A 14,397-nucleotide genomic window follows, 5' to 3' on the forward strand; every position below is an offset into this window, starting at 1 on the left:
TGTCACTCACCAGGAATATTCCGGGGTTTATAAAGCCCCTCGGATTATATAATCTGGTAAGCGGCAAACGTATTTCAATATCCCGTCATAGGGAGGATTTCATGCAGAATGCGGATAATGACAACGCCACAGACAGTGGCGCGGAAAGTGTAAAGCGACTTTCGCCGGCGGCGCAGCGAGCGTTGAAAGAAGCGGAAGAACGGCGCAAGCAACAGGCCGATCTCCAGCTGCCGCCGGAAACCGGCGGCCGCGGCGGCGCGGAACCCGTGCGTTTCGGCGACTACGAAATAAAAGGCCGGGCCATCGATTTTTGAGCGCCATAAATAAAAATACCCGCCTTTGGCGGGTATTTTATATTTTAAAACAAATAGTTACTTATTTCTGCTCCAGAAGCCGGCATACCGCTTCAAGCTGTTCCAGTGTCCGATAACCAATACGGATTTGCCCCGATCCGCCCTTGTGGCTGATCTTCACATCCAGCCCGAGAGCATCGGACAGGCTGCGTTCGAGCGCGATCGTATCGGAATCCTTTTCCGCCGCAGGTCGCTTCTCCGCGACATCGCCCTGCGATTTGATATCGTTCTGCGCCAGGCGCTCGGCATCACGGACCGAAAGTCCCTTGGATACGATTGTTTTCGCGAGCGTCGCCGGATCGGAAGTGGAAACAAGCGCGCGGGCATGACCTGCGGAGAGCGAACCATCCGCCAGCATATCCCGTACCGGATCGGGAAGCTTCAAAAGCCGCAGGCTGTTGGCAACGTGGCTTCGGCTTTTGCCGATGATTTCGCCGAGATCATTCTGCGTATAGCCGTGTTCGGCGATCAGCTGCTCATACCCCATCGCTTCTTCAAGCGGATTGAGGTCGGAACGCTGTACGTTTTCGACAATTGCCAGTTCCAGCGCCGTGCGGTCATCCACATCGCGAACGATGACGGGAACATCGGTAAAGCCCGCCAGCTGCGCCGCACGCCAGCGTCTTTCACCCGCAATAATCTCGTATCGGTTGACTCCAACCGTTCTTACAACTACAGGCTGAACAATTCCATGCTGACGAATGGAGGCGGCAAGATCCTGCAGCTCATTCTCATCGAAATGACGCCGCGGGTTTCTCTGGCTGCGAGCGATGAATTCGATGGGGATGGTACGATCGGCGTTAACAGCGCGCTGGGGCTCACCCACCGGCACAGGCTGGTCCATTTCTCCGATCAATGCGGCAAGACCGCGCCCCAGCCGACGCTTGGAAAGATCATCACTCATAAGATATTACTCCATACATTCCGGCAAACGTCAGGCGGCTTTGCGCAGACGCTCTCTCTGAATCACTTCGGACGCCAGTTGCAGATAGGCCTGGCTGCCGGCACATTTCAGATCATAGAGAATTGCCGGTTTACCATAGGACGGCGCTTCGGAAACACGCACATTGCGTGGAATGAGCGTGTGGTAAACCTTTTCGCCCAGATGCGTGCGCACGTCGGAAACAACCTGCTGTGCAAGATTATTTCGCGCATCGAACATCGTAAGAACGATGCCCTGTATATCGAGCTGCGGGTTCACCGATCCACGAATCTGACTGACCGTATCCAGCAACTGGCTAAGGCCCTCCAGTGCAAAGAACTCGCATTGCAGCGGCACGAGCACGGAATGTGCGGCCGTCATGGCATTCATGGTCAAAAGATTGAAAGAAGGAGGGCAGTCGACGAGAATATAGGAGTAACCTCTGGCTTCCTGCGTCTCCATGGCCGCACGCAGCAGAAAAACGCGGTTGGAAACATTCGCGACCTGCATTTCGAAACCGAGCAAATCCATCGTGGAGGGGACGATGTCGAGATTGGGAACGGCGGTGGGAACAGCAACTTCCGCTACCCCATGATCTCCCACCAGAAGATCATAGGACGAAAGCTTGCGCTCCTTGCGGTCGATTCCAAGTCCGGTACTCGCATTACCCTGCGGGTCCAGATCCACAATCAGCACGCGCTCACCAATAGCCGCCAGCGCGGTAGCCAGATTGATGGCGGTTGTTGTTTTACCAACGCCGCCTTTCTGGTTTGCAACTGCGATAATCCGGTTTTTTTCCAAAGTCATGCCGCACCTGGCCAGCTCATCAGCGCCTCAAAGCGAGGTTGCTGATTTCAAGAACAACAGAATCTGCCTCAATGGCACTCTGATGTTTTACCAGATCAAACTCCCAGCGACCATGTGCTTTCTGCACTTCAGAATCATAATCCCGGCCTTTATTAAAATAGGCCTTGAGATTCGGGTTATTCTGCGCCCAAGGATGAATATAATCGAAAAGCAGATCCAGTTCGGCGAGCGCGCGCGCTGAAACAGCGTCGCAATTTTTAATGATTTCCGGTGCTGTTTCGATCCTGACGGGGTGGACTGCACCTCTTGCACCGGTTTCCTTCAGTGCAATTCGCAAGAATGCCGCCTTTTTATTATTGCTTTCGACCAGATCAACCCAACCGTCGCCAAGCTCCGCCAGAAAAATCGCGGTGACGACACCGGGGAATCCGCCACCGCTTCCAAGATCAATCCACTTTTTTGGCTGAGGGGAGAGCTGGAATATTTGCGCACTGTCGGCCACATGCCGGTTCCAGAGCTCGGCGAGAGTGGAAGGCGCTACCAGATTTGTGGTTCTGTTCCACTTCTTAAAAAGCTCGACAAAATGTTCGAGCCTTTCCTGTGTTTCACGTGAAACACTCTGGCCGTTTATCTTCATAATCCGACTCGCTATTGGTGCATGCGTAATTTTTCACTTCGCGTTGCGGAATCCTTCCGCAGAAGTGCGAGCAGCAGCGATATCGCAGCCGGTGTCATGCCGTCAACACGAGCGGCCTGGGCAATATTCTCAGGACGGGCCTTTTCCAGCTTTTGTTTAAGCTCGTTGGAGAGGCCTGACAGACTCTTAAAATCAAAGCCATCCGGGATTTTTCTGTCTTCGTCCCGCTTGATATCGACGATATCAGCGCTCTGCCTCTGCATATAGACCGCATAACTCGCCTCGATCTGCAAGACCTCGGCAACTTTTCCGTCAAGGGCGCCCAATTCCGGCCAATGTTCGGTAAGAACCTCGAGAGTCATATCCGGATAGGCCAGCAATTCATAAACGGACCGGCGTTGACCGTCCTGATTAAGTTTCAACCCCTGCTTCGCCGCCTGGGATGGGCTGATGGAAATCGCCCTCATCAGCTCACGACCGCGATCCAGATCGGAAATGAAATTTGCGAAGCGTTCCTGCCGCGCGCGGCCGACAATGCCAGCCATCTGACCGACTGGTGTAAGCCGCAAATCCGCATTGTCCACGCGCAGCGAAAGACGATACTCCGCTCTGGATGTAAACATGCGGTAGGGTTCGCTGACACCTTTCGACGTCAGGTCATCAATCATGACGCCGATATAAGACTCGGTTCGGCTAAAATAGACCGGATCGGCATTGCCCGCATAAAGGGAGGCATTCAATCCAGCAACGAGACCCTGAGCGCCCGCTTCTTCATAACCGGTCGTGCCATTGATCTGGCCGGCCAAAAACAATCCCGGAATCTTGCGGCATTCCAGCGACGGCTTCAGCTCGCGCGGATCGACATAGTCATATTCGATCGCGTAACCCGGCTGCAGGATCGTCACCTGTTCAAGGCCCGGTATCGTTCGGATAAATTGCTCCTGAACGGAAGCGGGAAGGGACGTCGATATACCGTTTGGATAAATAGTGTGATCGTCGAGACCTTCCGGCTCGAGGAATATCTGATGACCGTCCCGTTCACCGAAACGGGTAATTTTATCCTCAATCGACGGGCAATAACGCGGACCGACCCCTTCGATCTGTCCCGAATACATCGCCGACAGATGAATATTGTCCTGAATGATCTTGTGGCCAGCCGGAGTGGTGCGAGTTACGCCACATTCTATTTGCGGATTGAGAATACGATCCGTCATGAAAGAAAAGGGGACAGGATCCTCATCGGCAGCTTGTCGATCCACCGCATTCCAGTCAATCGTGCGTCCGTCCAGTCGGGCAGGGGTGCCCGTTTTCAGGCGACCCATAACGAGACCCAGCCGCGAGAGCGTGTCCGAGAGGCCAACAGACGGCATTTCTCCCACGCGTCCCGCCGGAATCTTTTCGGAGCCGATATGAATGAGACCGCGCAGGAAGGTGCCGCTCGTCAGCACAACCGCGCCACAAGGAATCCGGCTACCGTTCTTCATGATAACGGCTGCGACGCGATCATCGTCCATCTCAATATCGAAAGCATCGCCTTCAATAATCGTCAGATTTTCAATCGCATCGATCTCACGCTGCATGGCTTCGCGGTAGAGCCGCCGGTCGGCTTGAGTGCGCGGACCACGGACGGCCGGTCCCTTTTTGCGATTGAGCATGCGGAACTGGATTCCCGCTGCGTCGGCAACCCGACCCATCAAACCATCCAGCGCATCGATCTCGCGAACGAGGTGTCCCTTGCCCAGACCGCCGATGGCAGGATTGCAGGACATGACGCCAATCGTCTCACGCTTATGGGTAACAAGGGCGGTTTTTGCACCATGCCTTGCAGCGGCAGCAGCGGCTTCGCTGCCCGCGTGGCCACCGCCAATAACAATGACATCGAATGACTGGTGCATATCCTTGCGCCCTGTTCTATAAGCATCGACATCGCCGCCTCGGCCGTCGATGTTTCACGTGAATCATTTTCCTATGCAGAATTCCGAGAAGATCACGCCGAGCAAATCTTCCACATCAACGCGGCCGGTGATCCGTCCGAGCGATGTCGCCGCGAGTCTTAAATATTCCGACCTTATCGCAAGGTCCAGGGTCCCGGAATCGAGCGCATCACTAACATAGTTCAGCGTCTCTTCAAGTCGTTTTTTATGCCTGGCGCGCGCGGGAACCAAAGTTTGGCCGGCGCCGACGCGTTTTTCTATCTCCTGCTTCAGCATCGAACGCAGTTCGTTCAAGCCTATTCCTTCCTTGGCTGAGATAGACAAATCAAATCCATCATCCAAGATGGGGGAATGAAGCGCTGTTTTCGTTCTAACCCGCAAATAGCTCTGGTTCTTGAACGATTCGAGAGATTGTTTCGGAAACGAATCATTATCCTGCAGCAGTAGAATGAGATCTGCTGTTTCCGCCGTCAGAACCGCGCGCCTTACACCTTCAAGCTCCACAACATCCTGTGTTTCCCGTATTCCTGCCGTATCGAATATCCGGACGAGATATCCTTCCAGATTGATGTCAACGCTCAAAACATCTCTTGTGGTGCCGGCAATATCGGTAACGATAGCAACATCGCGGCCGCTAAGGGCGTTCAAAAGAGTGGATTTGCCCGCATTCGGTTCACCGACGAGCGCAACCTTAAACCCGTCGCGAATGATTTCACCGCTTTCGCCACCCCGAAGATGATCGCGGATTTCCTTTTTGAGAATCGCCATGGCTTCCCAAACCTGAGCCGCCACGGAATCCGGAACATCCTCCTCGTCGGCGAAATCCAGTTCCGCTTCGATCAGAGCGCGAGCGCGTGTCAGGCGGCTGGCCCAGCCATCATAGAGTGCCGACAATTTGCCAGTACTCTGTTCCACCGCCAACCGCCGCTGCATTTCGGTTTCGGCCTGCAACAGATCGGCGAGGCCTTCGACCTCAAGGAGATCCATCTTGCTATTTTCGAAGGCTCTGCGAGAGAATTCACCGGCATCGGCAGGCCGAAGTCCCTCAAGATTTTCCAGTTCGGCAAAAATCGAAGCCAGGACTGCGCGACTGCCATGGCTATGAATTTCAACGCAATGCTCACCCGTGAAAGAATTTGGAGCTGGAAAGGCGATTACCAGCGCCTGGTCGATGATCTCGTCGTTTCGATTCCGAATCGAGCAGAGCGTAGCTTTTCGTGGTGAAGGAAGTTCCCGGCCCGTCAACATCTCCAGGGCATCGAAAGCCTTGGAGCCACTGATCCTGAGAACAGCCACACCCGCCGGCAGGGCACCGCTGGAAAGCGCATAGATCGTATCGGCGGAAGCTGGCATCATTCACCTCGGTCTAAAACAGTCAAGCCGCATCCGAATAAACGGATACGGCTTTAAAGCTCTTATGATGAATCCGGCTAAAGTTTGGATCAGGTATTCATCGATTCGAAGAAATCCGAATTGTTCTTGGTCTGCTTCAGCTTGTCGATCAGGAATTCGATGGCGTCCATCGTACCCATCGGCGCGAGAATACGGCGAAGAACGAAAATCTTCTGCAGATCCTGACGCGGCACCAGCAGGTCTTCCTTACGCGTACCGGATTTCAGAATATCCAGTGCCGGGAAGATGCGCTTGTCGGCAACCTTGCGGTCGAGCACGATTTCCGAGTTACCGGTACCCTTGAATTCTTCGAAGATGACTTCATCCATGCGGCTGCCGGTATCGATCAGCGCAGTTGCGATAATGGTGAGCGAACCGCCTTCTTCGATATTACGAGCGGCACCGAAGAAACGCTTCGGACGCTGCAGGGCATTGGCATCCACACCACCCGTCAGAACCTTGCCGGAGGAGGGAACAACCGTGTTGTAGGCACGGCCGAGGCGCGTGATGGAATCGAGCAGGATGACGACGTCGCGGCCGTGTTCGACCAGGCGCTTCGCCTTTTCGATCACCATCTCGGCGACCTGCACGTGACGGACAGCCGGTTCGTCGAAGGTGGAGGACACAACCTCGCCCTTCACGGAACGCTGCATGTCGGTCACTTCTTCCGGACGCTCATCGATCAGGAGAACGATCAGGTAGCATTCCGGATGGTTTGCCGTGATGGAATGGGCGATGTTCTGCAACAGAACGGTCTTACCGGTGCGCGGCGGCGCGACGATCAATCCGCGCTGACCCTTGCCGAGCGGCGCGACGAGATCGATCACACGCGACGACAAATCCTTCGAGGTCGGAACATCCAGTTCCATCTTGAAGCGCTCATTCGGATAAAGCGGCGTCAGATTGTCGAAGTGAACCTTGTGGCGGATCTTTTCCGGATCGTCGAAATTGATCGTATTGACCTTGAGAAGCGCGAAATAACGTTCGCCTTCCTTGGGGCCGCGGATCGGGCCTTCAACGGTATCGCCGGTCTTCAACGAGAAGCGGCGGATCTGCGACGGCGAGATATAGATATCGTCCGGACCGGGCAGATAATTTGCATTTGCGGATCGCAGGAACCCGAAACCGTCCTGCAGGACTTCAACGACGCCCTCGCCGATGATTTCGATGTCCTGGCTCGCGAGAACCTTGAGGATTGCGAACATGAGCTCCTGCTTGCGCATGGTGCTCGCATTTTCAACTTCCAGGGATTCGGCAAAAGTCAGCAAGTCGGTAGGCGATTTGCTCTTAAGTTCCTGAAGCTTCATTTCAGCCATGAAGAGAAGACCGTTTGATAATGTAATGTCGGGGGAGGGCGTGTTCGCGAATCAGATGCTGTGGGAGATACCGCAGATGACTGAATAATTCACATGCCACGAAGATGAGTGGCCCGAAAATAGCGATTGAACACGGCCGCTGCAAGAGGAAAGCACGAATTCCGCGAAATTTATCGTCGCACCGTCTTAACCGAAGGGTTTCACAACCACAAGTATGACGATGAGGATCATCAGCACCGTCGGAACCTCGTTCATCAACCGCCAGTGACGGGCAGGCCGCGTATTTTCATCCCGAGCGAAACGTTTTGCACTGCGCGTGAAATAAACGTGGGTCGCAGTCAGAAGCACCACCAGCGCGATCTTGGCATGCAGCCAGCCGCCGGAAAAACCATAAACCGACCAGGCGAGATAAAGTCCCAATATCCAGGATATCATCATCGCCGGGTTCATGATCACCTTGATCAGCCGCTGTTCCATCACCTTGAAGGTTTCGGACTGCTGCGAACCGGCGGGTGCATCGGTGTGGTAGATGAAGAGACGCGGCAGATAGAAAATCGCCGCCATCCAGGAAATGACGGCGATGATATGCAGTGCCTTGATCCAGAGATAGAGATCGGCCGGATCGGCATAAAATAACAGGGCGACGAAGGCAGCAAAGACACCGAGCGCGATGCCGGCGCGCAAAGCCGCCCGGTTTCCGGAACGGACGGAAGTCTGTTTTTCGCCGCTCATGCCCCGGCTCCGCCGGAACGCACCCGCTGCACCAGCCGGGTGACGTTTTCCGGGTCAGCCTGCGGGGTGATGCCATGACCGAGATTGAATATCAGCGGACCCTGTGCAAGAGCCTGCAGCACCGCATCTATACCATCTCGCAGAGCCTTGCCGCCCGCCACCATCAGCATGGGGTCGAGATTGCCCTGCACGGGCCCTTCCTTCTGCAAATCCCTGGCAAAGCTCAGCGGCACCGACCAGTCGAGCCCAATGGCGTCGGCGCCCGTCTTGCGACGATAATCCTTGAGAAGATAACCAGCCCCCTTGGCGAAGGCGATGATTTTTGCCGAAGGCCGACGGGCGCGCACCGATGCGATAGTGCGGGCAACGGGTTTTATCGCATAATCCTCAAATTCCTTCTCACCGAGCACACCGGCCCAGGAATCGAAGATTTGAACCGCATCCGCGCCTGCATCGATCTGCGCCACCAGATAATCGGCGGAAACGTCGGCGAGGAAAGCCAGCAGCTTTTCCATGGCCACCGGTTCCTGATAACCGAACAGCCGCGCCGGGGCCTGATCCGGCGTTCCGTGTCCCGCGATCATATAAGTCGCAACCGTCCACGGCGCGCCGCAAAAACCGAGAAGTGTCGTTTCATCGGGCAAAGAGGTGCGCAGACGGGAAACGGTTTCGAAAACGGGAGAAAGATGCGCCATGACATTTGCTGCATCCAGCTTCTCGATACCGCTGACATCGATCGGGTCCATGGCCGGACCTTTTCCTTCGCTGAAAGATACGTTGCGATGAAGCGCGTCGGGTATCACCAAAATGTCGGAAAAGAGAATGGCGGCATCCAGCCCGAACCGGCGAATGGGTTGGAGAGTAACCTCCGTCGCCAGTTCGGGATTATAACAGAGATCGAGGAAACTGCCGGCGCTCTTTCGCGTTTCCCTATACTCGGGAAGATAACGCCCAGCCTGTCGCATCAGCCATATGGGCGGCGGTGTGACCGTCTGCCCGTTCAACACCGTCATAACCTTACGTTCGCTCATGGCACCCAGCTTCTAAAAAATAAAATCAAAGAGATTTAAAAGATTTTCTATTTCTTAGAGTCTGTGGGTAGCAAGGATTAAAATCATTCCAGTCGAAATGCCGCAGCCGTAAAATTCCAAGCGCGCCTGCGGATGTTATCGGCCCAATTGTTTTGGAATAATCCGGAAAATAGAAATTTTATGAATAATTTCAGTTATTTATAGAGATCCGGAAAAACAGTTCGACTGTGGATAGTCTGGGGAAAATTTTGAACGGTTTCACATTCTTCCAACAATTCACAAGCACGCCGGAGACGATTGAAGCCACTTGCGGATTGTGGAAAAACACCACTTTATTCACGTCGCGGTTCGACCCGCAGGACAATTCGGAGATTTGTCCCGGTTTATCAACAGCGGGAGAAAAACAGCGTGGAGAACAAAAAAAGCTTCTTCCATCTGCACCTGATTTCGGACTCAACGGGAGAGACTCTGATGTCGGCCGGTCGGGCCGTTTCGGCACAGTTCCACGCTTCCATGCCGGTGGAGCATGTCTATCCGATGATTCGAAACCAGAAGCAGCTCGCACAGGTCGTCGACCTCATCGACAAGGAACCGGGCATTGTTCTCTATACGATCGTCGACCAGCAGCTGGCCGAGTTTCTGGATCTGCGGTGCCATGCGATCGGGGTGCCCTGCGTAAATGTCCTTGAACCCATTATCGGCATCTTCCAGACCTATTTAGGTGCGCCGTCCAGACGGCGGGTGGGCGCGCAACATGCCTTGAATGCGGATTATTTCGCCCGAATAGAGGCGCTCAATTTCGCCATGGATCATGACGATGGGCAAATGCCCGAAACCTATGACGAGGCCGATATCGTCATCATCGGCATCAGCCGCACCTCAAAAACACCGACCAGCATCTATCTCGCCAACAGGGGGATAAAGACCGCCAATATACCGGTCGTTCCCAATGTGCCTTTACCCGACAGCCTCTATGCGGCCACGCGGCCGTTGATCGTCGGGCTAGTCGCTACATCGGACCGGATATCGCAGGTGCGTGAAAACCGGGAACTCGGCGCGACGGGCGGATTTGACAGTGGTCGATACACGGACCGCGCCACCATCATGGAAGAGCTGAAATATGCACGTGCGCTCTGTGCCCGCAACAATTGGCCGCTGATCGATGTCACACGCCGCTCCATCGAGGAAACGGCGGCGGCGATCCTTGCCCTTCGTTCGAGGACACGATAATCCGAATCGCACCATTCGGAGCAGACAGTCGATGAAACAAGAATTGATCCTCGCCTCGTCCAGCGCATCCCGCCAGATGCTGATGCGCAATGCGGGGCTGACATTTTCGGCCATCCCGGCGGATATTGACGAGCGTGCGCTCGATGAACAGCTGGAACGAGACGGCGCCAGTCCGGAAGAGGTTGCGCTGGAACTCGCCAGGGCCAAGGCTCTTGCGGTTGGCGCGCTTTATCCGGAAGCACTGATTCTCGGCTGCGACCAGACCATGGCGCTCGGCGCCCGTGTTTATCACAAGCCGAAAACCATGGCGAAGGCCGAAGCGCATCTGCTGTCATTGTCCGGCAAGGTCCATCGCCTGAACAGCGCTGCCGTTCTCGTCCGACATGGTGAGGTGGTGTGGCAGGTCGTTTCCAGCGCCGAGTTGACCGTTCGGACTTTGAGCGCCGAATTTGTCTCCCGCCACCTGCAACGGGTGGGAGAAAAGGCCTTGAGCAGCGTCGGCGCCTATCAGCTCGAAGGAGAGGGAATCCAGCTATTCACCTCGATCAAGGGCGATTATTTCACGATTCTCGGTCTGCCGCTTCTGCCGCTTTTATCGAAGCTACGCGACATGGATGTCATCGATGGCTGATTCACGTGAAACATTAACCATAAACGCCTTCGTTGTCGGCTATCCGATCAAGCATTCGCGATCACCTATTATCCATTCCTATTGGCTGAGGAAATTCGGCATTGCCGGCTCCTATAAAGCGGTGGAAATCTCTCCGGACGATTTCTCGAATTTCATTGCAACGCTGAAGCAGGGCAAGCCGGGCACGGCCGTCGGCGGCAATGTCACCATTCCCCATAAGGAAGCGGCTTACCGGCTGGCAGACAGACCAGATGCCCTGGCGGAAGAACTCGGCGCCGCCAACACGGTCTGGATGGAGGAGGGCGAGCTTCACGCCACCAATACGGACGGTTATGGTTTCGTCTCCAATCTCGATGAGCGGCATCCGGGCTGGGACAGGACAGAGCGGGCAGTGGTTCTGGGTGCCGGCGGCGCAAGCCGAGCGGTCATTCAGTCGTTGCGTGATCGCGGCATTGCCGAAATCCACGTCCTCAACCGTACCGTCGAACGGGCGCGCGAACTGGCTGACCGTTTTGGGCCGCGGGTTTTTGCTCATCCGCAGGCAGCGCTTCATGAGGTCATGCAGGGTGCCGGGCTTTTCGTGAATACGACGTCGCTCGGCATGGATGGAACGGAAGCGCCGCATATTGATTTTTCGCCGCTGGGAGATCAGGCCGTTGTAACCGATATCGTCTATGTGCCGTTGAAAACACCGATCCTGAAAATGGCGGAAGAGCAGGGTATCGCAACCGTCGACGGGCTCGGCATGCTGCTTCATCAGGCAAAACCCGGTTTCAAGCGATGGTTCGGCAAAACGCCGGAGGTCGATGAGGCCCTGCGTTCTCTCATCATCGAGGATATGGAGAAACATTGATGATCGTCATCGGTCTCACCGGCTCGATTGGAATGGGAAAAACGACGACGGCAAAGTTGTTTGCCGGGGAAGGGGTTCCGGTTCTTGATTCGGATGAGGTCGTGCACGGGCTTTACCGGGCGGAAGCCGCCCCGCTGATCGAAGCGGCCTTTCCGGGCACTACCGTTTCCGGTGCGGTGGACAGGCAGAAACTCGGTGAGGTCTTGCGGCAGAATCCGGCTAATTTCAGCAGACTGGAAGAGATCGTGCATCCGCTGGTGCGCGGAAGGCAGGAGGCTTTTCTGGAGCAGGCAAGGAAAGAGGATCGGCAATTCGCCCTCCTCGATATTCCGCTGCTGTTCGAAACCGGGGCGGAAAGCCGGGTCGATAAAGTCGTTGTCGTCAGCTGCGCGCCGGAGATTCAGCGAGAGCGGGTTTTATCCCGACCCGGAATGACGGAAGAGAAATTCGAAATGATCCTCGCACGGCAGATGCCCGATGCGGAAAAGCGCCGGCGCGCCGATTTTATTGTCGATTCCGGAAATGGTGTCGAAGCGGCACGGGATCAGGTAAGAGAGGTTCTGCAGAAACTGGCCGCTGAGTCGCGCCGCGGAGAGATGAATGCGTGAGATCATTTTCGATACGGAAACCACGGGCCTTGAATCGAAGCTGGACCGCGTGATTGAAATCGGCGGCATCGAGCTGATCAATCACTTTCCCACCGGCCGCACGCTGCATCTCTACATCAGCCCGGAAGATCGCAAGGTTCACCCCGACGCACTTGCCGTTCACGGGATTACCGACGAGTTTCTGAAGGATAAACCCAAATTCGCCGAGGTCGTCGACCAGATTCGTGACTTCTCGAGGGCGCGCGCTGGGTGGCGCATAACGCCACATTCGACATGGGCTTCATCAATGCGGAATTCGCTCGTCTCGGCATTGAACCGGTCGCCGCCGATCTGGTGACGGATACGCTTTCGCTCGCCCGCCGCAAGCACCCCATGGGACCGAACTCGCTGGACGCGCTTTGCCGACGTTACGGCATCGACAATTCCCACCGTACCAAGCACGGCGCTCTTCTCGACTCCGAACTGCTCGCCGAAGTTTATATTGAAATGATCGGCGGGCGCCAGACGGCGCTCGGTTTCGGTTCCGCCGCCAAGCAGGAAACCATCATCGTCGAGGAAGACGTTCCGCTTGAGCCGCTGCAAAGGCCGCGGGCTTTGCCCTCGAGGCTGGATACGGAAACTGTTGCGGCCCATGGCAAACTCGTTCTCGGCATGGGCGACAAGGCGATCTGGAACCGTTACCAGAATTGATGCTTGTCCAGGCACCGGAAACGGTGAATGCCGTTAAAGAAAAACCCGGGCATGAACCCGGGTTTTGTTTTGTCTGAATTCTGCAGCGCAGAACCGCGCCACTTAGTTCGGTACGGCCTGAACCTTGGCCTTTGCCTGTTCCTCGGCAACGCGCTGGGCGAACATCTGCGCGAAATCGATCGGATCGATCATCAGCGGCGGGAAACCGCCGTTGCGGGTAACGTCCGCAATGATCTGGCGCGCGAAGGGGAACAGCAGGCGCGGGCATTCGATGAACAGCACCGGCAGCATATGTTCCTGCGGGAAGCCGGCGATGCGGAACACGCCGCCATAAACCAGCTCGGCCGCGAACAGCACCTTGTCGCCATCCTTGGCTTCCGCGTTCAGCGTCAGGACAACATCGAAATCCGAACCCGAGATCGGGTTTGCGTTGACGTTGACATTGATGTTGATCGACGGCGCATTGTCACGGGCCTGAAGCGAGCGAGGAGCACCCGGATTTTCGAAGGAAAGATCCTTGATGTACTGGGCAAGAATGTTGAGGGAAGGACTTACTGCGCCCTGTGCACCATTTTCAGCGGTCATTACATTTCCTCACGGCGTGAATTCGTGGAAGGCGGTCTATCATTTCGACCGGGGGCTTACAACCCTTCGTGATCGGGTCATCGCGATCCATTCCGCCCCGGATCAGGGTTTGGGCAGATCGCGATCGTCCGGTTTGCGCGACCATGGGGAACCCTTTGGCTCTTCGCGATGAAACTCCTCCTCGTCGAGATCCACCACCTTCGAATTGCGCGCATGTCCCGGATCATTCCGAAAGCCGGAAAAATCACCGGGCTGAGGACCGGATTGCTGGCCGGATTGCCGAAAGGAACCCGCAACGACGACGCGCGGCCCGAAGGCTTTCCAGAAAAATCGCCGCACGGTTGGCGACAGAAGCAGAAGGCCGAGAATGTCGGTAATGAAACCGGGAATGAAGAGCAGGATCCCGGCAACGACGCGCATGGCGCCATTCACAAGCTCATCCGCCGGCTGCGCACCGGTGCGGCCCGCATCCTGAAGGTTTCTCACCATGCCGATGCCGCCCAGCCGCAGGATGAGCAACCCCAGAAACGAGGTGAACAGGACAAGCGCCAATGTCAGCCATAAACCGATTGCCTTGCCGACGATGATGAAACCGGCAATTTCGAGGATGGGCATCATCAGGATGACGATGGGGAGAAAGGAAAAACGCATCTTCTAGCCTTGCGTGTGCATCTCT

General features: G+C 55.6%; 15 protein-coding genes and 1 pseudogene. 6 read left to right on the forward strand and 10 right to left on the reverse strand.

The features are described 5' to 3' along the window. Positions 1-101 precede the first annotated feature (101 nt). Positions 102-314, forward strand: coding sequence for a DUF1674 domain-containing protein (locus L904_RS21650; protein ID WP_003520210.1), 213 nt, complete (start codon positions 102-104; stop codon positions 312-314). A 61-nt stretch (positions 315-375) separates the two neighbouring features. Here L904_RS21650 and L904_RS21655 read toward each other — a convergent pair whose 3' ends face one another. The 8 genes from L904_RS21655 to hemE form a co-directional block, all read right to left on the reverse strand. Continuing rightward, on the reverse strand, positions 376-1,257 hold the full coding sequence (locus L904_RS21655) for a ParB/RepB/Spo0J family partition protein (RefSeq protein ID WP_003505321.1): 882 nt from the start codon (positions 1,255-1,257) through the stop codon (positions 376-378). A gap of 30 nt (positions 1,258-1,287) precedes the next feature. Next, positions 1,288-2,082 carry a ParA family protein gene (locus L904_RS21660; RefSeq protein WP_003521142.1) on the reverse strand — a complete coding sequence of 265 codons (795 nt, stop codon included), beginning with the start codon at positions 2,080-2,082 and terminating at the stop codon, positions 1,288-1,290. Positions 2,083-2,101: 19 nt separating this feature from the next. Continuing rightward, positions 2,102-2,719, reverse strand: a complete 618-nt coding sequence (gene rsmG / locus L904_RS21665) for a 16S rRNA (guanine(527)-N(7))-methyltransferase RsmG (RefSeq protein WP_003521143.1) — start codon at positions 2,717-2,719, stop codon at positions 2,102-2,104. 11 nt (positions 2,720-2,730) lie between these two features. Continuing rightward, on the reverse strand, positions 2,731-4,614 hold the full coding sequence (gene mnmG, locus L904_RS21670) for a tRNA uridine-5-carboxymethylaminomethyl(34) synthesis enzyme MnmG (protein WP_020809854.1): 1,884 nt from the start codon (positions 4,612-4,614) through the stop codon (positions 2,731-2,733). Between the two features lie 63 nt (positions 4,615-4,677). Further along, a complete protein-coding gene (mnmE, locus tag L904_RS21675; protein WP_020809855.1) occupies positions 4,678-6,009 on the reverse strand; it encodes a tRNA uridine-5-carboxymethylaminomethyl(34) synthesis GTPase MnmE in 1,332 nt (443 codons plus the stop codon). A gap of 86 nt (positions 6,010-6,095) precedes the next feature. Then, positions 6,096-7,361 (reverse strand): transcription termination factor Rho, encoded by a 1,266-nt coding sequence (gene rho, locus L904_RS21680; RefSeq protein ID WP_004444236.1) that lies wholly within the window; start codon positions 7,359-7,361, stop codon positions 6,096-6,098. Positions 7,362-7,547: 186 nt separating this feature from the next. After that, complete coding sequence (gene hemJ, locus L904_RS21685; RefSeq protein ID WP_020809857.1) at positions 7,548-8,093, reverse strand: protoporphyrinogen oxidase HemJ; 546 nt, start codon at positions 8,091-8,093, stop codon at positions 7,548-7,550. Next, complete coding sequence (hemE, locus tag L904_RS21690) at positions 8,090-9,124, reverse strand: uroporphyrinogen decarboxylase (protein WP_031233759.1); 1,035 nt, start codon at positions 9,122-9,124, stop codon at positions 8,090-8,092. The genes hemJ and hemE overlap by 4 nt, the downstream gene beginning before the upstream one ends. Before the next feature lie 408 nt (positions 9,125-9,532). Here hemE and L904_RS21695 point away from each other — a divergent pair, with 408 nt between their 5' ends. From L904_RS21695 to dnaQ, 5 genes and pseudogenes are all read left to right on the forward strand, one after another. Next, positions 9,533-10,354 (forward strand): pyruvate, water dikinase regulatory protein, encoded by an 822-nt coding sequence (locus tag L904_RS21695; protein WP_003521149.1) that lies wholly within the window; start codon positions 9,533-9,535, stop codon positions 10,352-10,354. A gap of 31 nt (positions 10,355-10,385) precedes the next feature. Next, positions 10,386-10,985 carry a Maf-like protein gene (locus tag L904_RS21700; protein WP_020809858.1) on the forward strand — a complete coding sequence of 200 codons (600 nt, stop codon included), beginning with the start codon at positions 10,386-10,388 and terminating at the stop codon, positions 10,983-10,985. Next, a complete protein-coding gene (locus L904_RS21705) occupies positions 10,978-11,838 on the forward strand; it encodes a shikimate dehydrogenase (RefSeq protein ID WP_031233761.1) in 861 nt (286 codons plus the stop codon). The genes L904_RS21700 and L904_RS21705 overlap by 8 nt, the downstream gene beginning before the upstream one ends. Further along, a complete protein-coding gene (coaE, locus tag L904_RS21710) occupies positions 11,838-12,446 on the forward strand; it encodes a dephospho-CoA kinase (RefSeq protein WP_020809860.1) in 609 nt (202 codons plus the stop codon). Before L904_RS21705 ends, coaE begins: the two co-directional genes overlap by 1 nt. Beyond that, positions 12,439-13,136, forward strand: a pseudogene (gene dnaQ / locus L904_RS21715) (DNA polymerase III subunit epsilon). Before coaE ends, dnaQ begins: the two are co-directional and overlap by 8 nt. Positions 13,137-13,238: 102 nt before the next feature. Here dnaQ and secB read toward each other — a convergent pair. Both secB and L904_RS21725 read right to left on the reverse strand, forming a co-directional pair. After that, positions 13,239-13,721 carry a protein-export chaperone SecB gene (secB, locus tag L904_RS21720; protein WP_003521154.1) on the reverse strand — a complete coding sequence of 161 codons (483 nt, stop codon included), beginning with the start codon at positions 13,719-13,721 and terminating at the stop codon, positions 13,239-13,241. Between the two features lie 102 nt (positions 13,722-13,823). Beyond that, a complete protein-coding gene (locus L904_RS21725) occupies positions 13,824-14,372 on the reverse strand; it encodes an FxsA family protein (protein ID WP_020809862.1) in 549 nt (182 codons plus the stop codon). Positions 14,373-14,397 lie beyond the last annotated feature (25 nt).

Source organism: Agrobacterium sp. LY4 (assembly GCF_001526585.1).
Lineage (GTDB): Bacteria > Pseudomonadota > Alphaproteobacteria > Rhizobiales > Rhizobiaceae > Agrobacterium > Agrobacterium leguminum.

What these genes read in the sequence shown, in the direction of transcription:
- hemE (WP_031233759.1), bottom strand. Translation starts at nt 9,124, where the DNA reads ATGAGCGAACGTAAGGTTATGACGGTGTTGAACGGGCAGACGGTCACA.
- mnmE (WP_020809855.1), bottom strand. Translation starts at nt 6,009, where the DNA reads ATGATGCCAGCTTCCGCCGATACGATCTATGCGCTTTCCAGCGGTGCC.
- L904_RS21660 (WP_003521142.1), bottom strand. Translation starts at nt 2,082, where the DNA reads ATGACTTTGGAAAAAAACCGGATTATCGCAGTTGCAAACCAGAAAGGC.
- coaE (WP_020809860.1), top strand. Translation starts at nt 11,838, where the DNA reads ATGATCGTCATCGGTCTCACCGGCTCGATTGGAATGGGAAAAACGACG.
- hemJ (WP_020809857.1), bottom strand. Translation starts at nt 8,093, where the DNA reads ATGAGCGGCGAAAAACAGACTTCCGTCCGTTCCGGAAACCGGGCGGCT.
- rsmG (WP_003521143.1), bottom strand. Translation starts at nt 2,719, where the DNA reads ATGAAGATAAACGGCCAGAGTGTTTCACGTGAAACACAGGAAAGGCTC.
- L904_RS21650 (WP_003520210.1), top strand. Translation starts at nt 102, where the DNA reads ATGCAGAATGCGGATAATGACAACGCCACAGACAGTGGCGCGGAAAGT.
- rho (WP_004444236.1), bottom strand. Translation starts at nt 7,361, where the DNA reads ATGGCTGAAATGAAGCTTCAGGAACTTAAGAGCAAATCGCCTACCGAC.
- mnmG (WP_020809854.1), bottom strand. Translation starts at nt 4,614, where the DNA reads ATGCACCAGTCATTCGATGTCATTGTTATTGGCGGTGGCCACGCGGGC.
- L904_RS21705 (WP_031233761.1), top strand. Translation starts at nt 10,978, where the DNA reads ATGGCTGATTCACGTGAAACATTAACCATAAACGCCTTCGTTGTCGGC.
- secB (WP_003521154.1), bottom strand. Translation starts at nt 13,721, where the DNA reads ATGACCGCTGAAAATGGTGCACAGGGCGCAGTAAGTCCTTCCCTCAAC.
- L904_RS21655 (WP_003505321.1), bottom strand. Translation starts at nt 1,257, where the DNA reads ATGAGTGATGATCTTTCCAAGCGTCGGCTGGGGCGCGGTCTTGCCGCA.
- L904_RS21725 (WP_020809862.1), bottom strand. Translation starts at nt 14,372, where the DNA reads ATGCGTTTTTCCTTTCTCCCCATCGTCATCCTGATGATGCCCATCCTC.
- L904_RS21700 (WP_020809858.1), top strand. Translation starts at nt 10,386, where the DNA reads ATGAAACAAGAATTGATCCTCGCCTCGTCCAGCGCATCCCGCCAGATG.